Genomic DNA, 20437 nt, shown 5'->3' with positions numbered 1-20437 from the left:
CTCTTCGCGCAACTGACTCGTCGTTGCCTCGACCTCTTTGCTTTAATTGCCCGTTTCGGTCTCGATCACGACAAGGCGGTCGGTACCGGACTCCGCACCCCATACCTCGCCGGAGCGCCCGTTGAGCTGGCGCACATTGGCGTCTTCGCGGTCGGACGGGAAGCTCGCGAAGGTCTGCGTTTCCGGGTCGAAGCGGACGATGGCGTTCGCGCTGAAATCGGTGAGCCAGACCTTGTCGCGTTCATCGACATAGACGGCATAGGCCTGGGGCGCGTCTCCGGGCAGCTTCCAGCTGCGCCAATCATTTGCTGCCGGATCGAAGACGCTAACCTGGCCGGCGTTCCATTCGCTGACCCAGATGCGGCCTTTGGAATCCGACCAGACACGGCGGGCGCCCTGGTCCGCGGTCGGCGGGTCGATCGGGGAAGCCTCGCCGGTCGAAACATCGATCCGGGCGATGTGGTTGCCGGCGAGCGAGGCGTAGTAGACCTCACCGGACGGTGTGGTCGTGATCCCGTAGGGGCCGCGACCGCGCGGGGCGCTCCAGACGTCGACCTTGCCGCTCGCCGGATCGAGCCTGCCGTAAATGCCCTCCTGCCCGGTGAACCAGAGCCTCCCGTGCTTGTCGAAGGAACCGGTGTTGAGATTGGCGTTGCCGTGCCCCTCGGGTAGCGGAAACGCCTTCACCGCTTCCGTTTCGGGATCGACGCGCACGATGGCGTTGAGGCCGCCGTCGGTCACCCAGGCAGCGCCGTCGGGACCAACGATCACCCCGTGCGGCGCCGAGCCGTCGCCAAGGCTGATGTGCTTGACCGCGCCTGTATCAGGATCGAGCCGCCCAAGCGCGCCCTGTCCCTGGGCGGTGTACCATACGGAGCCATCCGGCGCCGGAGCGACATCGTGCGGGCCGGCGCCCTCCGGAACGGGATAATAGCGGACCTCCTCCGCGGCGGCACGCGCGGCCACCGAGCAGAGCAGCGCGGCGAACAGCGCCGACGCAATCGTACGAAACATGGCGAACTCCTCACATCGCGCGTTTCAATTTGCACAGCGAGCGATCCAAATTTCCTTTTCGCGCCACTGCGGCCGAGCCGCAGATGGCGAGCTCGCGGTGTCGCTTGCCGATCAAAGCCAGGAGCTAGTGTATTCCCTGCCCTCTCCCAGCCCTGCAAGCCCAGAAATCGTCGATAGGCGGCAGCATCGTGGGAAAACCTGCATTGCGACGACGGATCGCAGCCAAAGCCAGACTTTTCGGCGGAAGCCGTCAGCCTTGCCGCAAAAGTTCCCGCGCCAACTCTTGCCATTCCTCATCAAGCGTAGAGGTCGACGGCGCGGCGTTGCAGCGACGATACCAATACTCCGCATTGGATTGATCGCCTTCCTTGCGATGCAGGTAAGCATGCACGCGCATGCCTGCCATATCGTCGCGCAGCTGTGCGCGCTCATGCGCCTTGGCCCAATCGCCCTTTGCATCCCACCACAGCGCCTCCAAGGCAGGACTCAAGCCGGCGGGCGGCTGTGATTTCGCAATCGAATCTCTGAAGGCTTGCAGATCCATTTTCCACCAACGTGACGTACTTGGGCGACGCTGATGATAATGTAGTCCCGGATTCTCCAACAGCAAAGTCGCACCGCGCACAGCAAAGAGGCGGTGCCCTGGTGCGTGCCATTGGAGACCAATTCGCTGGGTGTCTCGAGGGTCGGGAGTGAAACAGATGCCACCGACGGCGAAGATGGCGACGAAGAAGGCCGCCGTTACCGCTCGCATGAAATCGTCTGCCCGGTTCCAATGGCCACCGAAGAACTGATCGAGAGGTCGATTCAGTCGACGCAGTCTGCACGGCAGTGAGCGGTGTCCTCGTATCTAGGAAGGCGCACATGTCCGGTGCGGCGACCTACGACGCCGACGTAAAGGACTCTAGAGCGATCCAAGCACGACCGGCACCACTTCCGGTTCATTATCTTCCCGGAGGATGGCGTGGAGATGCCCGATCACACGGGAAAGGCATCATTGAACGATCAAACGCGAGTAGCCAAGAGCAACAGCCTCTAATGCGGTGCGATTGAGAATTGTCAGCGAGCCGTGGTCGTATTGGGTCAGATACCGCCGTTCCCATTCTCTCAGGCAACGATTCACTTTCGCTCGAGACGCCGGGATCATTGCCGCGAGGTCGGTCTGCGAAATGTGGATACTCAGAGCTCCATTCACGGTAGCCTTGCTGTGCGGGGTCTCAATCAATCGCAACAGCGTGTTTGCCAATCGAATGGATAGGGCATTGGACGCACTGTGGATCACTCGCTCTTGCGCGTCGTGCGTTGCTTGGCATAAGTACGGGATCACCTTCAGTGCGAGATCTGGGTGCTTGTCGAAGACGCTAGCCATGAAAGCTGCTTCGATTTGGAGCAAGTCGCTGTCCACGACTGACGCAGCGTTCATGTTACTGTGTCGCGAGATGAACAATCTAGTCAAGTCGAAAGTGTCACCCGGACCGAGATCAGAATAGATGAATTCTCGGCCGTCTGAGAGAGGAACACTAAGACGAACTTTTCCGCGAATTATGTAGTAAATATATCGCGGTATGTCCCCAAGGTGAGTTAAGACTTTATTCTTTGGAACCTTCCGTAGTATGGCTGCTTTCGCCATTTCACTAACAGTATCTTGTCCAAATTGTCGAAATAAGCGTATGTTGTTCAGCTGCTTGACTCGAACCTCAGCGCCATTCTCTGTCATGGCTCCCTCTCCCTGATAGGGTAAGCGCCCCAGCCCCCTACAGCATTGCCTTGACCACCTCTTTGAACGAGTCCGACCTCCCGCCCGTTCTCACGCAAACGCGTTAAGGCAGAAAATATTAACACATTAGAATACGATAAAATAGCGACTCGTCTGTGCCCGGGGTAACAGCGACATGTCTCTGAGACATTTAAATCAAATCTAACCGACTGGAAGCCGTTGGGATAACCCCCTCCTTCCTTATGGGATGGCGTGTGCCATGACCCATAGAGGAGAAGGGATGCAACAGGATTCGGGGGGGTCGTCTTATGCGGCATGCACCTACCGAGGCGTCGCGTGCGCTCTGGAAGCGGAGCGTAGAGCCGCTACGGCTCCCCGTGGGAGCAGTCTGCATGTTTCTCGCAGCTGCTGATTTCCTCCTTGGACAGACAATATTTCTTGCGTCGATTGAGCTCTACCATAGGGCCTTCGGCGTGAGGCCGCCAGAAATCTGGGATTCGATCTGCCTAGGTGTTACCGCCGGCCTGTTGCTGGTCGCATTCATGACCGCCAGGGGCGCCTATACGGTTAGTGGCATCCTGGACGATCACTGCAGGATCAAAACACTGTTCAGCGGCTGGCTGTTTGTTTTCTTTTCAATTCTCTGGCTCGCCTTTCTCACGAAGACGACGTCGACGTTCTCGCGCGGCTCCTTGACGCTGGCGTTTGCGGTCGGATTCCCAATCCTGCTGCCTGGCCACGCGGTTCTAGCGCGCGGGCTGAGACGGCTTCTGGCGGCTGAGAAACTCGTGTTGCGCACAGTTTATCTGTTTTACTCTGGCGTTCCTGGAAAGGAACAGGGGATAATCAACAAGCTTGGGCAACAGGGCATCGCGGTTTGTGGTGTTTCGAACATCGAGAACCATGATGGCACGATCGCAGCACGATCGGTGCATGCCGCCGCCGCGGCTGCACAGACTGCGTTCCGTAATGGCTCGTATGGGGCAGTTTATCTCTTTTGCTCTTGGGACCAGCGGAAGTTGATCGAACGCATCCTGGAGGAAATGTCCCGCCTCCCGCTGCCGATTTATCTTTTCGCCGACGCCTACATAGATAGAATTCTGGCTGGAAGGCCGCTGCACACCGGCTGGCAGCGAGCCTTCGAAGTCCAGCGTGTGCCGTTGAGGCCTGCCGAACGCCTGCTCAAGCGGTTGTTCGACATTGCTGTTGCATCCCTGCTACTGCTGTTCCTGTCTCCGTTGATGGCCTTGGTCGCATGTGCCATAGCGCTCGAGAACGGTCGCCCTGTGGTGTTCCGGCAGATGCGACGAGGTTTTGGTGGTAAGCCGTTCAATATTTACAAATTCCGATCGATGACGGTGCAGGAGAACGGTACACAAATTCGCCAGGCTCAGCGCAATGATGCGCGGGTTACCCGACTTGGCCGAATATTGCGCCGGTCAAACATCGACGAGCTGCCGCAATTATTAAACGTGCTTCGTGGGGAGATGTCCCTGGTTGGGCCCCGACCTCACGCCGTCGCTCATGACGACAGCTATACTTTGACTATTGCGAGCTATGCTTATCGCCATCATGTAAAACCCGGTCTAACAGGGTGGGCTCAGATCAATGGTTTTCGAGGGGAAACGAAGGAACTCTGGAGGATGGAAAAACGCGTTGAGCATGACCTCTGGTATATACAATCCTGGAGCATGCTTCTCGACATTAAGATAATTTGGAAAACTGCTCTACTGATGTTTTCGGATCGTAATGTCTATTGAAGTAATAGCATCTCCTCAGGGAAGCTAAATGGATATATGTATTCCATCTTCCGACCGATTGACCGGATAATTTTGATTCTGATGCCTCGGGCGATCCCGCCGCCAGCGAGTACATCGAGCCTCACAATCGGGTTCGCGCCGGTTCAGTCGCCGGACAGTTGCGCATCTCGCAGGCTAAATTTAGCACAAATGCGAAAATCAACGCGACGCGGGGAGATGGTCGGAGCAACACATGACGGAACCTCAGGGGGCAGTCAGTCGGATCTTGCCCTTCAACGGTTCAGGACGGACCACGGGCTCATTGCGGCGAACGGAAAGCAGGCTTGCTTGGCGGCGTAGCCGCCCTTCAACACGAGAAATTGTGCAGTCCTATGAGCTTCCGCTCGATGGCATCCGGCTCTTGATTTCCTCTAGAATGTTGGTTGCGCGTGCGATGCGGCTGTACCTGCGAGTCTGATGCATCCGCACAGGAATTTTCTTCACTGTTTCGTCGAGGCGAGCCGCGAACGGGAGCGCGACTACTTTTTTGAACGAGTCCGGTTCCGATCCGATTTTCGCGCAAACGCGATAAGGCAGAAGTATTGGTACAAGGTATACCGCAAAATAATCACTCCGCTGTGCCCGGGGTAACAGCGGCAGTTCTCCGAGACGTTTAAATCCAACAAGTTAGATCTGATCGACTGGAAGCCGTTGGAATAACCCTCCTTACGGACTGCATGTGCCATGGCCGGGGCACACTTAGGTTCGGGGTTCATCTCCATACGGCATGCACCCACCGAGGCGTGGCATGTTACTCCAATGCAGTAGCACCGATATCGGGACACATGAACCAAACGCGCGGCTGGGCGTGGGAACGCACCCAACGGATAAATTCAGCGCGATCGGTGCGGTGATATGAAAGCACAGGACGCGGAAGGCAAGATTGACTTGGGGCGACGACTGCGTATCGCTCATGTCATTACCCGTCTCATCAATGGCGGTGCTGATGAGAATACCGTCCATTCCTGCAATTGGGCCGCGCAAGGAGGACATGATGTTGTCCTGCTGCATGGCGAGGCCGTCGACCGGGAAATTGTAGCTAAAGTGGACCCGCGGGTGGAACTCATTGGCGTCCCGGGCTTGACCCGATCCATTTCGCCTGTCTCCGACATGAGGGCATTGTTGGCGCTCACCCGGAGATTCCGCGCCTTGAATGCCGACATCGTACATACGCACACCAGCAAGGCAGGCATTCTCGGGCGTTTCGCGGCATGGGCGGCGGGCGTTCCAGCGATCGTTCATGGCGTGCATATCGTGCCTTTTGTCAATGTCGGCGTCGCCGAGCGGTTTGTCTATCTCGCATTGGAAAAGCTTGCAGCACCAGTCACCAGTGCGTTCATCAGCGTGAGCGAGGGCGTCCGTGACTTATATTTGAGCGCAGGAGTGGGACATCCAGACAAACATTATGTCGTCCATTCCGGATTCGACCTTGATCGTTTCCGCAACGCCCGTCCGCCCGACGATTGGCGCGATTTGCTGCGCTTGACACCGGACGCGCCGCACCCGCCTGTGCTCTTGATGATTGCGGCATTCGAGCAACGCAAGCGACACGCGGAATTTCTAGAGGGTTTCAAGAAAATCGCCGCGCGCTTACCCGACACGGTACTTGTGCTCGCAGGCGATGGGCCGCTTCGTTCGATCGCCGAATTGCAAGTCAACCGGCTGGGGCTCCAACGCCGCGTGGTCTTTGCCGGTTATCGGGACGACCCCGAGCGGCTGATCGCACTCGCGGATCTCTGCCTGCTCTGTTCCATGCGGGAGGGATTGCCCCGCGTGCTCATGCAATATCTCGCCGGCGGCAAGCCATGCGTCGCTTGCGATCTGCCGGGTCTTCGCGAAGTGCTCCGTCCTGGCACCAATAGCGTGATCACACCCCCGGACGACTTGAGCGCCATGGCCGACGCCACGGCCGCCCTCCTGGAGGATCGCGAAAAACTGGCTTGCCTCGCCCAAGGTGCCGCAGCGACGGACCTCTCGAACTGGGACGCCAATCGCATGGGCAAGCGGATCGACTCCATTTACCGCCAGGCTCTCAACCAGCATCTGGCGAGCAAGGGAGCGTCGACTAGGCCTCCTGTTCGAAATCTGGCTCTTCCGCGATGAAGTGCCCTACAGAGATCGGGCAGATTGCCGGATTTGTTGGCGGCAAATTCGGTGGATTGATATGAATGTAACAGAAGTTGCCTCTGCTCATCCGACGAAGACCCCGCGAGCCGAAGCTCTTCCCAGCATACGTGTTCTGCTCGTGCTCCCAACCTATTTTCCTGAGTCATATGGCGGCGGCGAACAACAGGCGCGGCGATTTGCTCGGGCGCTGGTTGAAAGCGGCGTTTCCGCAACCATTCTGGCACCCAGACTGTCGCACTCGACCCCGAAACGGTCGGCCATCGACGGGGTGCCTATCCATCGCCTTCGTTTGCGCGCGGCTCCGTATTTGGGCGGGCGGCATATGCTGTCGTTCCTGTCGTGGTGTGTCCAGGTTTTGATCTGGATGCTGCGCCGTCGCGACGAATTCGATGTCGTACATATCATCCATGCCCGACTTCACGCTGTTCCGGCGGCATTGGCAGGAGCCCTCCTGCGCAAACCGGTTCTCGCAAAATTGGCCCGGGGTGGACGGTGTTTCGATCTCGACGTTGTGCGCGAAAAGAAGATCATCGGTCGCTGGGCGTCCGCCTTGATTAAACGTCACGTCACGGCCTTCATCGCAAATAGCCGCCAGATCGCTGGTGATCTGAAGAGACATGGCATCGACGCGGATCGCATTCATATGATTCCGAATGGGATCGATCTGCCCCGCATGCCGCACCGCGAGCCGAGCGCCGATGGCAGCCGACGCTTTATCTGCCTTGGCCGTCTCGATCCGGAAAAATGCCTCGGGCACATGATCGATGCGTTCGCGGCACTTCCCGCCGACGCAAAGGTGCAACTCACCATCTTGGGCGATGGCCAGTGCCGCGCCACCCTCGAGGAGCAGGCGGCCCGGTTGGGCCTGTCCAGCAGGGTCACTTTCGCCGGCGCGGTCGAAGATGTGTTTCCCTTTCTGTGGGAGGCTGATTTCTATCTTTCCACCTCGGCGTCGGAAGGCATGTCAAACGCCCTGCTCGAGGCCATGAGCTGCGGCGTGGTCCCAATCGTCACCGATGTCAGCGGTGCGTCCGACATTGTGGAACATGAGCGCAGCGGTTTTCTGGCCCGCTCGCATGCCGAGTTTTCCGGGCTTCTTCGTCGCGCGCTCGGCCTGTCGGAAGCCGAGCGCTATGAGATGGCGCAGCACGCAGTACAGACAATCGCCGCGCGGTTCAGCATGGAGAGCGTCGCCCTGCTCCAAATGGAGCTATACATGCTCGGTACAAAGAGGAGATTCGTCTGGTAGCTGCTTTTGCCAGGCGAGAATCTAATGCACAGACGCTCATATTTGGCCAGTGGACGGAAGCAGAAAGGGCGGTTTACTCCGTCCTAGTGCGGCGTCACTTGAATGTTGCCGGTGGCGAGCTGGTCGAGGCGGCTCCCGGCAGAAATGCAGTCAAGCAGAGGCTCTTCGTACGGAAGGGGGATGTATTGGCGACAACCTTCATCAAGCTGGAATGGCGCGGTCATCGATGGCGCCAACAGGATTCTGTTCATGGCTGAATCAGCAAACGACGGCGGAGACGCTACCGGTGACCCAAACGGCGCATCGTGCATGGTAAACACGGAGGACAGCAACTCGACAACTAAACCGCGCAAACTGACAGAGCGCATGCTGAAGGGCGCTGCTTGGTCCGGCGTAACCTCGATCGTTCGCCTGGGGCTGAAAATCATTTCGGTTGCGATATTGGCGCGGCTGCTTTCGCCGCGGGATTACGGCGTGGTCGGCGGCGCACTCATCGCCGTGGAGCTTGCGGCGATGCTCTATGGTTTGGGCCTGGCCCAGGCGCTCGTCCAGCGCAAGGTCGTCGAGCGAGATCACATAGCAACTGCGCTCGGTGTCTCTCTTACTCTATCTTGCGTGATCGGTGCCGCCTTGTGGCTCGCAGCGCCGTTTGTCGCAGCATTGATGCGTATCGAAGCTCTAACCGATGTCGTGAAACTGCTCGCATTCACGACTCCGCTGGGTTCCTTCAACTTGATCTGCGAGGCGCTCCTTGTGCGCAACATGAGGATAAGGGCGGTTTCTCTCCGCCCGCTCTTCAGCTTCTCCGTAGCGGTCTTCGTCGTTGCTGTTCCCATGGCATTCGCCGGATTCGGCTATTGGTCGCTCGTTGCCATGCAGATTGCAGAAGTGTCTGTTGGTGCGCTTGCCTTCGGAGTTGCTGCTCGCAAGCTTCTCGTGCTGCCCGGCTTTTCAGCTCGAGCGTTTCGCGAATTGTGGCCGATGAGCCTTGGGTTCTCGCTCACGCAGCCCTTCGGATACCTGGTGAACAATACCCCCAAGTTTCTTATCGCACGGCTCATGGGCGCCGAGGCGCTCGGTCTTTTCACGCGCGCGGCTTTCCTCAGCGAAAATGCAGGGCATCTCTTCAACGGCATCATCCGAACTGTTGCATTTCCTGCCATGGCTCAGCTTCAGAATGACCGAGAACGCCTGCGCAGCGGATTCCTGAAGGGCCTATCTTTAACGGCTCTGGCCACCATCCCGACCAGTGCATTTTCTATCGTTTTCGCGCAAGAGCTTGTCGACATTATGCTTGGTCCACGATGGGACGAGGCTGTCTTGCCCTTTGCCCTTCTTGCGATCAGCCTATATTTTCGGCTTGGTAACAGGGTTAGTTACGCAGTCCTTCAGGCGCTGGGGCAGCCTTACCTCATCATCAAAAATAACTGCGCTGTCGTTGCTATACTCGCACTCGGCATCCTGACGACTTCCGATCATGGCCTCGCCAGCATTTGCACGGTGGTGCTACTGGCTTTCGGCGCTGCTTTTGTGATCACCGTCCGACTCGTCTCCAGAGTTATGGAAATGAGTATCGGTGCCATTCTTAGGGCTCACGTTATGCCAATGTCTCTCGCCTTGGTGGTTGTTGCCATCGGCGTAGGTACAAAGGCTATGCTTGTTGGGCAATCGAGCATTGTCATTCTCGCAATCGGCACTCTTGCTGTTATGAACTCAGTGCTCCTACTGCTATACTTCTTACCAGAGAAAACTTTGGTGTGGTTTGGTGTAGAAGGAGTTCGAACGCTGCCGAGGTTTGCTTTTCGCCGGTTTGCTCGTTACTCTATGTGATCGGGACTGATATGAGACCTCGTGTTCTTCTTATAACGCGTCTTCATACGCAAAATGCGGGCAATGAGGGACTCTCTACGGAGTTCATACGGTACGTAACATCCCGTTTTCCTGCTGCGGATGTTCGAGCTATTGATCGTTACCCACGCTTTTTCGAACAATTTGATCTGAGGGGCATCGGTGGAGGTTCGATCAAGGAGTTTGACGCACTAGCTCACGCGCTGACATTGCGCTTTTACAGGGAGGACGCGCCTTTGCCAGCGAAAGCTGAGTTAGATTTGGTCAAGCTTGACGAGACGGGAAAGGAGCTTCGTGGTCCCTTCCGAAGAGTAAAGCAGAAGCTGGCGTTGCGTAGGAAATTGGCCGGCATGGGACTAATCGAGAGATCAGTTCCTGTAACCGCTGTGACAGCTTGTTGTACTTCCGATTTAGTCGTTTGGAATCCCGCAGGGGAAATTTGTCCAACCGGCGATCCTCATCAAGTGATGCGGTTGCTTCTGTTGCTTCGAATCGCTCAGTTAAGCGGAAAGAAGACTGTCGCAATCAACCACAGCCTCGAGATCGGGAACAATGCTCTCGGTGCCTTGATTGCTCACGTATACAAGAACCTGTGCTATTTGAGCGTGCGCGACGCAAAATCGGTTGAAGTTGCGATAGATCTTGGCGTGCGCAATTCGATTATTCATGAGGCACCGGATATGGTATTTCTGGCCTCACAGATATCGGTGCCGGAGGCTGCAAGCGCCATACCCCGCGGGGCGATCGGGCTTGCAGTTAATGGCTTGGGGGCTATGCAGGGCGTGGATGAATGGGCGCGTCTGGCAGAAGGTCTGAATAGGGCCGGGCGTCCCATCGTTCTTGTGTCGAATGCAATCCATCGCGATTTGCCTTTCGCCAGACACTTGAGTCGAATGATCGATAAATCCACGGTCATCAACTACCAGCCTCGATATCAGCAGCTTCGGTCCATATACCGAAAATGCGATGCCGTCATCAGCAGCCGCCTGCATGCTTCGATTTTGGCGCTTTGCGAGGGTGTCCCGGTCGTTAGCATCGAACCGTCGGTCTTCAAACTATCAGCGATCTTTCGCCAATTGGATTATCCGCTCGAAACTGAAAGATTGCAGCAGGCTGGTTGGTCGGATCGGGTCCTTGCCAAGCTAGGACTATGTCTATCAGAGCAGCGATCCTTTATTTCGTCGGCTGGCACAAGCGCAATTTCGGAACAGCTGAGAAGGATAGAAGTGGCGTACGCACCATTGTTTGCGCTTGCATAGGTTCGGCGCGTGTTCACCTGTTGTCGGGCGCCATGCATGTGATCGGCGAGGAGACCTGAGTAAGCCATCCTTTGACCCATGGCGCCCCCGACTTGAAGTTGGATCGGACCTCGTGTCAAGCCGCGAGCTTCTTGCTCGAGTTCTCAGCCGCCCAGGCCGTAGCTCGTCCGAACGCGAGGCGGAGCACGTCCATCTCCAGCTCTCCGGTACCATCCGCAGCTTCTCTTCAATCGGCTACCGGCGAGCCCCCGCACCACCGCCAGCCTGCTCGCAGGTGCGGCAAGATTTGGGACGGCGCGCGGCTCATCACCCGGTACTGCGTCGGGATCGCATTGGGGCCCCTGAGAGGTCTCCTCGCCGATAACATGCACGGGGGCCCCGATAGCAGGGGTAATTGGTGTCTACTTGCCTAGCGTTTTATCCAAGGCGTTGCGCACGGGTCGTTTCCAGTCCCGTATTACAAGAACGCCAAGTTAGAAGGCATATCTGAAGCGGTCGATGTCTTCCTCGTATCTTTTCTCGACTATTGCCCGCGTATAGCTATTGTACACATCGTGACGAGCATGAGTGTTCCCGAAGATGTTCGTTCGCGGGACCTGGAAATCTGGTTCCCCGAGGATGTCACGCAGTCGATCGACCTCGTCTGAAATCTGCTCAAGCTTGAAGACGTGATCGCATCTGTACTCCTTTTCCGCGCGCAAGAAGGCACTCTGAGACGCCCAGTGGCGATCGGCGCGATCATCCGTCCCCTCATCGGAGCCGAGCCAGCTAACAAAGGCATCGAAAGGCATGAATGGACGCAGGCCCTCGTAACGTGCGATTAAGTGCGCCCGGCGACGTCCCCGGTCCAGCCGTGCTATCTTATCCCGATAACAGCTGTAGACCCTGTCCCAGGGATTGCGAACGACTGCCACTACCCGATATTCTCTTCTGCTCAAGTCCTTGCGCAAGAGAGCCTGGAGTGAAGTTGTCTCAGACCACACGCCGTCCTGGTCGGACCAACGGTCGAGAAATGCTGCCATAAGAGATCCGCTGCCGGATTTGGGGATTGTTACGACTATTGCCTTATGGCGAACAGAAATGAGTACGTCTGTTTCGAGAGGAGACGCAGGTCGGTTCTGTAGTGAAAACAGTATTCGTCTTGTCGCAATGTAAGAGAGTTGCGCTCTGATTTGCAAGGAGTGTGAATCGCGCGTGAGAAAAACGCTCTTCCGTAGGGGATTCTCGTGAGAGTACTTTGCGGATATGGTCATCCCAGGTTCAGCGCGTTGTTTATTGAACATGGATCTTCGTCCTCTAAGATTACAGCGCCGTTTCGGGATGATCCAATCACCTACTGATCAACCTTAAACTGTCGCCGGAGCAGCACCACGGTCGACGAATAGGGTCGAAAGATCCAGAAGTATCTATGATAGCGAGCCTTGAAACGCTCAAAGTCAGCAAGAAGAAGATACGGACAACTGAGAACATGCCGCGTAATAAGCCGGATCAGCTCTCGTGATGTATTTTGGTTCCGTAGATCGTCCAGATAGGTGCTGTCCGAAACGACGGCCTCTTCCAGGCAAGCGAAATCAGGAAACAGGCGACGGATTTCATCGGGGGCTGGCCGGTAGAGAGTATCGATCGGGTCAAGGTGATAGGGATAGCTGTACGGGCCGGTGACCAGCAGGAATCCCTCAGGCTCCACGATACTGGCGCAGGCTTCGGCAAATGCGCCCGGATCAATCAAATGCTCGAGTAGGTTGCTGCACATGACGAGCCTGGGATGGAGCGCCCTCAGGCGCTCCTGGAAGGCCGGATCCAGCACATCTCCAACCAAGTCGACTCCCTCGTCTTCCTTCATGTCGATATTGAGGATGCGTACCCCGCGCTCACGAAGCGGCCGAAACACGTGCAGGTCGACGTGGGGCTGTTCCACCGTCCGAAAATGGGCGGTTGAGGAGCCGATATTCAGGCAAGGATTCATTGCTTCGCTCGGAAGCGAAGCCAAGAGCGTCTGAACGTGCTTGGCTTCATTCGGACGCATCGGCGAGCATTCCCCCTACGCTAGTTACAGTGTGCGAGGGCCGGTCGCCAAAGGCGCGCATTTTGATCACCGCTCGCCTCCTTCGCTTGCTCCACCCCCTGCGAATTCAGGGGCCCGGGCTGCTTCACCGAACCTCGTACAGGGTCTTCATGACGCCGGAGCCGTACTTGTTGAAGTCCTTCAGGTCCTCGCTCGTCAGTCGCTCGATCGCAGCAGCGTTTATGTTCTCGGCCAGGAGTGACGCCCAGTAGCTTTTGTCCACTATGCGCATGGTGCGACGTGCAGACGCGGCGGCCTCCTGACCGGGCCCATGGCTCTTTGGCTTGTGAATATAGGCGTCCTCACGGGGCCGCGGCAGCGCCAGGCGCCCGTACAGGCGATCCAGAAAGCGGAGAGGATGGGCAACCATATCCTCGAACCTGACAAGCAAGTAGTTGTCTCTGGCAGCCTGTTCCTCAAGCATCTTGCCGGCAATGTGGCTGTAGACTCGACCCGCCATCATGGCCGGCACCCCTCGGCGGTTCCATGAATCGCAAAGGCCGTAGCCGTTCCTCACCAGCCCGACGAAGATCGTCTCTTCGAACTGCTTCTCGATTTCAGAGTTCAGGAAGATGTCGTACTCAGTCACCTTAAAGAGGACGTGGCGCGCGAGCGCGAGATCGAGCCCCCTTTCCTTCCGCAGCTGGTAGTCAGCGGCAATCGACGCTTGGATGCTTCTTTCCAGACGCTTCTGAAATCGCTTAGCGTAGAACACTGACCTGGAGGCAAGCTTGCCCGCCCGGACTCCCAGACGCCGATAGACCTTTGGAGGAAGATTCCAGCCGCCGTTGTAGTAGAACTGCCAAAACTCATCGAAAGTCATGAGGACGCCGGGCGAAGAGCCGATCATATTCGCCAGAATGTTCGACCCGCCGCGGCCGAAGGAATTTATGACAATGGCTCGATCCATTCTGGGGTCCAGGGATTGCGGTTCGGTGCGCTATTGACCTGTCTGAGTGTATTGGGCGATAGTATTTCCTAACCCTCGCGTCGTAAAGGCTCGTGTCACTGTACCCGTAGCGCGCGTGTTTTTTGGTTGTCGACCATCGTCAGGAGCGCGCCCGCTTCATCGCCGCGTGCCGGACAGCACTGCAAGCGCTACTCGTACCACACGAAACGCATGGGAAATCCGATTTCTGAAAGGAGGTACTAGGACGGGCGAAGTTCATCACATTGAACTCGCGGGAGACTGACCGAGTGGGTTCCGGCGCGCGGATAGATCTTCGGAGCAAACTAAGCCCCTTGTAGCAGAATTGCCAGAACTTGTCTGCGGCCATCTTACGTTGAGAGAGAGGCAGCGATCATGTGGACCCGTATGTTCGAGCCCCCTCGACCGAACGAATTACGATAACGGCTCGTTCCATAGTATCTCAATGCTCGCGGACACTCCGTTTCGAAGGATTCTGTTGCCCTTCGGCGCCGCAGGACGTCATTGAAAAGCCAAACTAACGCGGCGAATTGTTTTTGCGAGGAGAAGCGCAATAATCGGTAACGGGCGTCGTGGTGCAGCCTTAGCTCGAAACCAGCGGATACTGGCGCGATGTGAGATAGGTGATGTGAGATAGGTAAGGGACTAGATAATGACCCACCGCATTTCTCGCCGGGATCTGGCGCTGGCCGCATGCGCCGCCCTTGTGCTGACGGCATCCGGTCGCCCAGGACGGGACGCTCGCGCCGCCGGTCCGGCGCAAGGCTCGCAGCCGAAAGCTCACTCCTGGCAGCCTGGTCTGTTCCCGGAAATGATTGTGAAATCCTGGTTTCAGGAGGATCTGGCCGAAGGCGAAATCTCCTCATGGCAATCCGGCGGCGTGAAGCCGGTGGCTGCGGTGCAAGCCGAGCCCTCCCTTTGCCCAACAAAGCTTCCGAATAACGGCGGCGTCCTCTTCAAGAAGGGCACGAAACAGGCGTTGACCTGGCCAGTCGATAAGGATTCCCCCTATCTCCACCGGTGGTGGCTCGTGATCGCCCGGTGCAATTCGGCGATCAATGCAGATGCGAATAACGTTTCCGTTGTTTGCGTCAATGGCGCGGAGGGTGGCCCGGTGCATCGCCAGCCCCAGGTCTGTTTCAAGCCCTCGTCCGGCACATTCGTTTCGCGGCTCCATGACGGCAAGCTCAAGAGCGAGGAAGGGCAGTACTCGACCGATTTTGACGACTGGAATGTCATGGTCGGGTACCGTCGCGGATTCGTGATGCAGGCTGTGGTGAATGGGGTCAAGACGGCCGGCCAGGCGATTCATGCATTGAAACCCAACCTAATGAAATCGCAGAGCTTCATGGGCGATGTGAACAATCCGATGAGGGCCGATGTCGCGATCGATTGCGTCATCATCGGGCAAAGCGAACTCAATGATGCGCAGATCGACAAGCTCGTGGGTTGGGCCATGTGGCGCGCCGGCAGGCAAGCCGACCTGCCCGACGATCATCCCTATAGAAAGAGCCCGCCTTCGGCGGTGGATGCCAGCGACAATCCCGCGCGCTATGCCTTCGATTCGCAGGCTTGGGCAAGTTGGGCGGCGGTTGATACAAGGACGAACCAAGCCCATCGCGGTCAGGCGGCGCCTGATATCAGCGGCTATACGACGGTGTTCTTCGACGATTTCGAGACCAACACCATTGTCGACGATCTGACAGGCGCACAGAGCAGCGGCTGGTTCGCGCCAACGCACCTCACCAATATCGGCGGGGATGCGAAGGCACAGAGGATTTCCGGTACGCCGTCTTCATACATTCACGATGCCGAGAGCCACACGCTGTCGCTCCGTCTCGTCCACAACAAGGTTTGGAGGACCGGAGCGTTTTCTTCGGTCAACAACAACGGCCAAGGTCGGTGGTGGGGAAAAGGAATATTCGAGATCCGCGCCAAGTTCCCCAAGCTTTCCGCGCCGCGCCCGGGCTTCTTTCCTGCCTTCTGGGCCTATGGCAAGGAGCACCTGTTTTGGCGGACGCGGAATCGTCTGGAAACTGACTTTTGGGAATATGGGGCGGAGGACGGAACGTGGATCAATATCAGCCAGCATGTGCATAAGGCGGCGCTTGCCTATCTCGATCCCCAAATCGCCGCCGCCGCTGACGTGCGCAGGAAGATCGCCGGCTACCCGATCGACCAATCAAACGGCTTCCCCAACGCGATAGACATATATGATGGCGAGTTTCATACGTGGTACGCCCAGATCGAAGATAATTACACATACTTCGTGATTGATGGCTATGAAGTGGCACGTTGCCCGACGACTCCGGAGCTTGCCGCGCAAAAATACATCATGGTCGATTTGGGCTTTCGATCCGGCAGGGGCGGAGTCTTGCCGGATCCATCCGAAACTTACGACATGGCCATAGACTATATTCGGGTCCGCCAGAAGGAGTCGGACCTTGCGGAGGTGCCTGCAGGCTTCGCGCGATTGCCAGAGTTTTCCAGCTCTGCCTCAATCGGAAGCACGCTGAGCGTACAGCCGAATGTGCCAGCGTCGCATCTGGAGTACCTTTGGTATCGTGACGGAGTTCCCATCATCGGCGAAACTGCTGCAACATACAAGCTCAATGCAAGGGATGCTGGGCACAGGATCCGGTGCCAAGTGCGTGCTCTCTCTTTGCTCGATCAGCCGGAAGCCTGGACAGCCGAAGCGGACGTCGTAGAGAGGTAATCGTGCAAATGAGCTTTCGCGGCTTGACTATGGCATCACCTGCCCGAGCAAAAAGGACAGGCGGCAGGGTCTCCTCTTAGTTCCTTTTCGCCCCGGGAGAAACATATGAGTCCGTCCGCCTATGATCGCTTGACGGTGAATAGCCCCAACCCGGCCGCGCGGTTTGCGCAGAGAAGCCGGCATGAAAGGGGTATCCGACTTGTGAAGCAACATCTCTCTCCAAGCAGCGCTATCCTCGACTACGGATCCAACAATGGCGACTTTCTTAACACGCTGGCCGGCGGGGGCTGGACAGGACCGCTTTACGGCTATGATCCCTATGTGACGCCAAAAGCCCCATCGTTCACGCCGGTAGGGAACCTGGGAGAGATACCTGATGAGGTACTAGACGCGGTGCTGGCCTTTGAAACCCTCGAGCATGTCGACGACCACGTATTAGAGGAGTTCATCTCGTTCTGTGAGCGCTCTCTTCGGGCTGGTGGAGTTCTGATCATCTCCGTGCCCATCATGGTTGGGCCTATTCTCTTGCTCAAGTACCCCAACGCCGTTTTCATAAACAAGTCGCGATGGCGATACAGCGCCAGGGAGCTATTCCGTGCGGCAATTCTCTGGCAACAGGTCCCACGGAGCAAGTCCGGCGCCTATCTCGATCACAAGGGGTTTGACTACAGGGTGCTTCGACAGAGACTCGTCTGCAGCTTCGCCCCGATCTCGATCGGATACTCTCCATTTCCGGGCTTGGGCCCTGCCCTAAACTCTCAGGCTTTTATGTGCTTCCGGGCGATGAGCACGAGCGATCGAATCTGAGGTGAGATTGGAACCACCGCCACGGATATGTCCCTTGCTTTTCTCAAAGGCTTTCTGCGGACTGAATGGCGTGCACTTGCGCGGACCCATCCCCTTGATGTCCCGCCGAAATTCAGCGCATTGACGGTCCTCTCGGGCGAGGCTTCACCAGTCCAAAAGCTGACTGTCGTATCGAACGTGATTGCGTCGCAATAGAGTGCCTCTGGTATCGCGACGGCGTTCCGATCGTAGACGAATGGCGCAAGCTATGAGCTCAGTTCGCGGGATACCGGGCATAAGATTCGCTGCCATGTTTCGCGCGGTCTCTGTGCTCGACCAGCCAGAAGCCTGGACACCGGAGAGCGAGACCGTCGGCTAGGCCGCACCGACCGCAAGCCGTCGGGATGCTCACCACTCTCGTCGGACTGCTGATGAGTTCTGCCACCAGTAAACCTCCCCGCAGCCGAGGAGGGTGAGCTTTGCCAACAGGCGGAAACCTCTTCGATATGCGATTGCCACAGCGAGCGGACGATGAGGTCGTCGGCTGGAGCAGGGTGAAGTGTTTCTCTGCGGGCTGGCATTGATACATCCAACAAGTTCTGTTTCCGGGAAAGAGAACATGCTAAAAGAATATCGCGCCGCGAGGGGGCTATGATGCGTTATCTCCTCACATTCGCGATACTGAGCCTCTTCCTGCCAATCAGGCTCGAGACGGGTCTTGTATTGCTGCGTCCGTTCGAGGTGATCGTATTGCTGGCGCTCATCATTGGCCTGGCGACGGGCCGTTGGCGAAATTTGGCTTTTTCGGCCGGTTTTCTACTGCTCCTGCCCTTCTTGGGCTGGCACATGGTCTCGGCCTTCAGCGTGGACGCAGAGAACGGCCTGCGCGAGTTGTTGCAGATGTCCACTGTGGGCGCCTTTGCGTTCGCCATCGCACAGGAGGCTAGATGGCTCGAGACGCAGAAGGCCGTCAACATCTTGCTTTTCGGCATGGTGCTGATTCTCGCCTATACGATCACTTGGCATGTGGCTCATGGCTACTCGGTCGGCTGGAAGCACTTGGTCGACCCAAAGCTCGTATTCACCTTCCTTCCAATTGCGCTCGCGGGGCTCCTCCTCTTCGCCAAACGGGGCAAGCGGAGCGCCCTTTGGTTTGCATGGGCAGGGATACTTCCCCTGCTCCTGCTATCCGGGGAACGCAAGGCGTTTTTGATCTATCTCTTTCTGACCGCTGCGCTTCTGATGCGCGGACGGATCGCTGCAATGGTACCAGCGATCGCCGCCGGCTTCGTGGGTCTTTTCACGTTATCGATCATGGTAGACAACGCCTATGTCGAAAAGCAATTGCAGACCATCGTCAATCCGCTGAGCATGGGGCAACACGAATATTTGGCCGCGACGGGGAAATATGCCCCTGGTGACACGCCGAGCAATGTCCAGCGCGCGTTTGCCTTCACTCTATCCAAAAAGCTTATCTCCGAACGTCCATTAGTGGGCGTGGGGACGAACAAATTCAAGAATATTGTCAATACCGAGTTCAGCAATCTTCCTGCCGAGTTGCGGCTGGGGATACATGGCGAGTTTCAACGCATCCTCACCGAGAACGGCATCATTGGGCTCAGCCTCTATATTCTCATATGGATTGCTGCATGGTTGCGCTTAAGCCGTACTTTAAGCTGGGCGTTTTCTCACGGATTGATCGGAGCGACGCAGGCACGGCTTCTGCCCCTCGTGCTTCTTGTACCCTGCGCCTTTTACGTTGGAACAGAAGCCTCTGGCACACGAGCTTTCATCACGCTAACCCTTGTCTCGCTCCTGCCTGAATTGACGCGGCACGGGCTTTGCCTATCATTGCACAGGATGCGGAGGAGCCACCCCAGGAGCATGAGACATCCTCGATTTCTCGGGAGCCCCTTGCCAGGAGCATGAGATGAGTGTTTCGGTTGTCCTGACATGCCACAATGAAGAACGCTTCATAGTGCAGGCAGTGGAAAGCGTGATTAATCAGACCGCGTCGAGCCACATCAAAGAGATCATCATTGTCAATGATGGCTCGACGGACGGCTCGTCGGAAGTGATAGCGTCGCTGGCCGATCGGGAGCCGCGTGTACATGTCCTGACGACGGCGGGTATCGGGCTTTCATCGGCGAGGAATCTTGCCATCAGACATGCTGCCGGCGATCTCATTGCAATTCTCGACGGCGATGACTTCTGGGCCGAGGACAAGCTTGAGCGTCAATTAGCCGTCTTGGGCAATGGCTGCAAGGCAGGTCTTGTCTATAGCGATATTGTCGATTTTTCCGCTCCGGATCTGTCAGATGCTCTACCCGTCGCCGTGCGCCGCTATCGCGCGGACCAATGCGATACGCTGCCGACATATTTTCTGCTTGATGGGCCGATTATTCCTTCCAGTATGGTTATGCGGCGGGAGATGGTCGAAGACATCGGGGTATTCAACGAGGCATTCAGGGCTGGAGAGGATACAGAGTTTTGTTTGCGCGCAGCCGAGCGTTGGACATTTCAACATGTGGCCGGAGCACTCGTCTATAAACGGCGCCATGGCTCGAACATAACCCGCAGACTCGACGCGCTTCTGCCGGTAAGCGAAGGCCTCACGCGAGAATGGGTCATGCGACGGCCGGAACTTACGCACCTCGCGCGTCGGCGCAACGCGCGTTTGTACGGCAAGGCGGCCAATGATTGCGTGGCTCAAGGCGAAAAGAAACGCGGAGCGCGCTTGCTCATTCGCGCGATGTGGCACAATCCATTGTCATGGCGCGTCTATGTTTACATCCTTCTTTGCGTCCTGCCGAGGGGCGTGGAGCCCCAGGTGCGCCGCGCAGCCAAGCTGTTGTTCTACCGCGCCCTGCGCAAAGGGAGCGGCATTGACGAATATCGGGGCGCTCAGCGCTAGAGGCACAAGGCAATC

At 57.2% G+C, this 20437-nt stretch carries 16 protein-coding genes; 9 read left to right on the top strand and 7 right to left on the bottom strand.

Features of this window, described 5'->3' with window-relative positions; translation table 11 throughout:
• Nucleotides 1-42 precede the first annotated feature (42 nt).
• From AC0L2A_RS01730 to AC0L2A_RS01720, 3 genes are all read right to left on the bottom strand, one after another.
• Nucleotides 43-1014 carry a Vgb family protein gene (locus AC0L2A_RS01730; RefSeq protein WP_473607255.1) on the bottom strand — a complete coding sequence of 324 codons (972 nt, stop codon included), beginning with the start codon at nucleotides 1012-1014 and terminating at the stop codon, nucleotides 43-45.
• A 250-nt stretch (nucleotides 1015-1264) separates the two neighbouring features.
• Nucleotides 1265-1558: a hypothetical protein gene (locus AC0L2A_RS01725; RefSeq protein ID WP_473607323.1), complete on the bottom strand. Its 294-nt coding sequence runs from the start codon at nucleotides 1556-1558 to the stop codon at nucleotides 1265-1267.
• A 450-nt stretch (nucleotides 1559-2008) separates the two neighbouring features.
• Entirely contained in the window at nucleotides 2009-2644 is a 636-nt protein-coding gene (locus AC0L2A_RS01720) for a Crp/Fnr family transcriptional regulator (RefSeq protein WP_473607321.1), read from the bottom strand.
• 479 nt (nucleotides 2645-3123) lie between these two features.
• On the opposite strand from AC0L2A_RS01720, the gene AC0L2A_RS01715 reads away from it, so the two are divergent.
• The 3 genes from AC0L2A_RS01715 to AC0L2A_RS01705 all read left to right on the top strand — a co-directional run bounded on the left by AC0L2A_RS01715 (nucleotide 3124) and on the right by AC0L2A_RS01705 (nucleotide 7906).
• The gene (locus tag AC0L2A_RS01715; protein WP_473607254.1) at nucleotides 3124-4491 is read left to right on the top strand and encodes an exopolysaccharide biosynthesis polyprenyl glycosylphosphotransferase; all 1368 of its coding nucleotides are present in this window, start codon (nucleotides 3124-3126) and stop codon (nucleotides 4489-4491) included.
• 894 nt (nucleotides 4492-5385) lie between these two features.
• Complete coding sequence (locus tag AC0L2A_RS01710) at nucleotides 5386-6633, top strand: glycosyltransferase family 4 protein (RefSeq protein WP_473607253.1); 1248 nt, start codon at nucleotides 5386-5388, stop codon at nucleotides 6631-6633.
• Nucleotides 6634-6694: 61 nt separating this feature from the next.
• The gene (locus tag AC0L2A_RS01705) at nucleotides 6695-7906 is read left to right on the top strand and encodes a glycosyltransferase (protein ID WP_473607252.1); all 1212 of its coding nucleotides are present in this window, start codon (nucleotides 6695-6697) and stop codon (nucleotides 7904-7906) included.
• Nucleotides 7907-7989: 83 nt separating this feature from the next.
• Here the strand turns inward: AC0L2A_RS01705 and AC0L2A_RS01700 are convergent, their stop codons facing one another.
• On the bottom strand, nucleotides 7990-8157 hold the full coding sequence (locus AC0L2A_RS01700) for a hypothetical protein (protein WP_473607251.1): 168 nt from the start codon (nucleotides 8155-8157) through the stop codon (nucleotides 7990-7992).
• Here AC0L2A_RS01700 and AC0L2A_RS01695 point away from each other — a divergent pair.
• Entirely contained in the window at nucleotides 8156-9736 is a 1581-nt protein-coding gene (locus AC0L2A_RS01695; protein WP_473607250.1) for a lipopolysaccharide biosynthesis protein, read from the top strand. The genes AC0L2A_RS01700 and AC0L2A_RS01695 overlap by 2 nt on opposite strands.
• Before the next feature lie 11 nt (nucleotides 9737-9747).
• Nucleotides 9748-11013, top strand: a complete 1266-nt coding sequence (locus tag AC0L2A_RS01690; protein ID WP_473607249.1) for a polysaccharide pyruvyl transferase family protein — start codon at nucleotides 9748-9750, stop codon at nucleotides 11011-11013.
• 473 nt (nucleotides 11014-11486) lie between these two features.
• On the opposite strand, the gene AC0L2A_RS01685 is transcribed toward AC0L2A_RS01690, so the two are convergent.
• The 3 genes from AC0L2A_RS01685 to AC0L2A_RS01675 form a co-directional block, all read right to left on the bottom strand.
• Complete coding sequence (locus AC0L2A_RS01685; protein WP_473607320.1) at nucleotides 11487-12266, bottom strand: sulfotransferase family 2 domain-containing protein; 780 nt, start codon at nucleotides 12264-12266, stop codon at nucleotides 11487-11489.
• A gap of 80 nt (nucleotides 12267-12346) precedes the next feature.
• Entirely contained in the window at nucleotides 12347-13039 is a 693-nt protein-coding gene (locus AC0L2A_RS01680; protein ID WP_473607248.1) for a methyltransferase domain-containing protein, read from the bottom strand.
• A 124-nt stretch (nucleotides 13040-13163) separates the two neighbouring features.
• On the bottom strand, nucleotides 13164-13988 hold the full coding sequence (locus tag AC0L2A_RS01675; protein WP_473607247.1) for a hypothetical protein: 825 nt from the start codon (nucleotides 13986-13988) through the stop codon (nucleotides 13164-13166).
• 670 nt (nucleotides 13989-14658) lie between these two features.
• Between AC0L2A_RS01675 and AC0L2A_RS01670 the strand changes: the two genes are divergently transcribed.
• The 4 genes from AC0L2A_RS01670 to AC0L2A_RS01655 all read left to right on the top strand — a co-directional run bounded on the left by AC0L2A_RS01670 (nucleotide 14659) and on the right by AC0L2A_RS01655 (nucleotide 20422).
• The gene (locus AC0L2A_RS01670) at nucleotides 14659-16722 is read left to right on the top strand and encodes a hypothetical protein (RefSeq protein WP_473607246.1); all 2064 of its coding nucleotides are present in this window, start codon (nucleotides 14659-14661) and stop codon (nucleotides 16720-16722) included.
• A 105-nt stretch (nucleotides 16723-16827) separates the two neighbouring features.
• The gene (locus AC0L2A_RS01665; protein WP_473607245.1) at nucleotides 16828-17529 is read left to right on the top strand and encodes a class I SAM-dependent methyltransferase; all 702 of its coding nucleotides are present in this window, start codon (nucleotides 16828-16830) and stop codon (nucleotides 17527-17529) included.
• Nucleotides 17530-18162: 633 nt separating this feature from the next.
• A complete protein-coding gene (locus AC0L2A_RS01660; protein ID WP_473607244.1) occupies nucleotides 18163-19437 on the top strand; it encodes an O-antigen ligase family protein in 1275 nt (424 codons plus the stop codon).
• A 1-nt stretch (nucleotide 19438) separates the two neighbouring features.
• Nucleotides 19439-20422, top strand: coding sequence for a glycosyltransferase family 2 protein (locus tag AC0L2A_RS01655; protein ID WP_473607243.1), 984 nt, complete (start codon nucleotides 19439-19441; stop codon nucleotides 20420-20422).
• The last annotated feature ends 15 nt before the right edge of the window (nucleotides 20423-20437 follow it).

The sequence above is a fragment of the Mesorhizobium sp. WSM4844 genome (assembly GCF_055811775.1).
The sequence above is the reverse complement of the archived record's forward strand: the minus strand, read 5'-3'. Positions and strand labels throughout refer to the sequence as shown.

Coding starts and splice junctions, on each gene's coding strand:
- AC0L2A_RS01730 (WP_473607255.1), bottom strand. CDS start 1,014: ATGTTTCGTACGATTGCGTCGGCGCTGTTCGCCGCGCTGCTCTGCTCG.
- AC0L2A_RS01725 (WP_473607323.1), bottom strand. CDS start 1,558: ATGGATCTGCAAGCCTTCAGAGATTCGATTGCGAAATCACAGCCGCCC.
- AC0L2A_RS01720 (WP_473607321.1), bottom strand. CDS start 2,644: ATGGCGAAAGCAGCCATACTACGGAAGGTTCCAAAGAATAAAGTCTTA.
- AC0L2A_RS01715 (WP_473607254.1), top strand. CDS start 3,124: ATGTTTCTCGCAGCTGCTGATTTCCTCCTTGGACAGACAATATTTCTT.
- AC0L2A_RS01710 (WP_473607253.1), top strand. CDS start 5,386: ATGAAAGCACAGGACGCGGAAGGCAAGATTGACTTGGGGCGACGACTG.
- AC0L2A_RS01705 (WP_473607252.1), top strand. CDS start 6,695: ATGAATGTAACAGAAGTTGCCTCTGCTCATCCGACGAAGACCCCGCGA.
- AC0L2A_RS01695 (WP_473607250.1), top strand. CDS start 8,156: ATGGCTGAATCAGCAAACGACGGCGGAGACGCTACCGGTGACCCAAAC.
- AC0L2A_RS01700 (WP_473607251.1), bottom strand. CDS start 8,157: ATGAACAGAATCCTGTTGGCGCCATCGATGACCGCGCCATTCCAGCTT.
- AC0L2A_RS01690 (WP_473607249.1), top strand. CDS start 9,748: ATGAGACCTCGTGTTCTTCTTATAACGCGTCTTCATACGCAAAATGCG.
- AC0L2A_RS01685 (WP_473607320.1), bottom strand. CDS start 12,266: ATGACCATATCCGCAAAGTACTCTCACGAGAATCCCCTACGGAAGAGC.
- AC0L2A_RS01680 (WP_473607248.1), bottom strand. CDS start 13,039: ATGCGTCCGAATGAAGCCAAGCACGTTCAGACGCTCTTGGCTTCGCTT.
- AC0L2A_RS01675 (WP_473607247.1), bottom strand. CDS start 13,988: ATGGATCGAGCCATTGTCATAAATTCCTTCGGCCGCGGCGGGTCGAAC.
- AC0L2A_RS01670 (WP_473607246.1), top strand. CDS start 14,659: ATGACCCACCGCATTTCTCGCCGGGATCTGGCGCTGGCCGCATGCGCC.
- AC0L2A_RS01665 (WP_473607245.1), top strand. CDS start 16,828: ATGAGTCCGTCCGCCTATGATCGCTTGACGGTGAATAGCCCCAACCCG.
- AC0L2A_RS01660 (WP_473607244.1), top strand. CDS start 18,163: ATGCGTTATCTCCTCACATTCGCGATACTGAGCCTCTTCCTGCCAATC.
- AC0L2A_RS01655 (WP_473607243.1), top strand. CDS start 19,439: ATGAGTGTTTCGGTTGTCCTGACATGCCACAATGAAGAACGCTTCATA.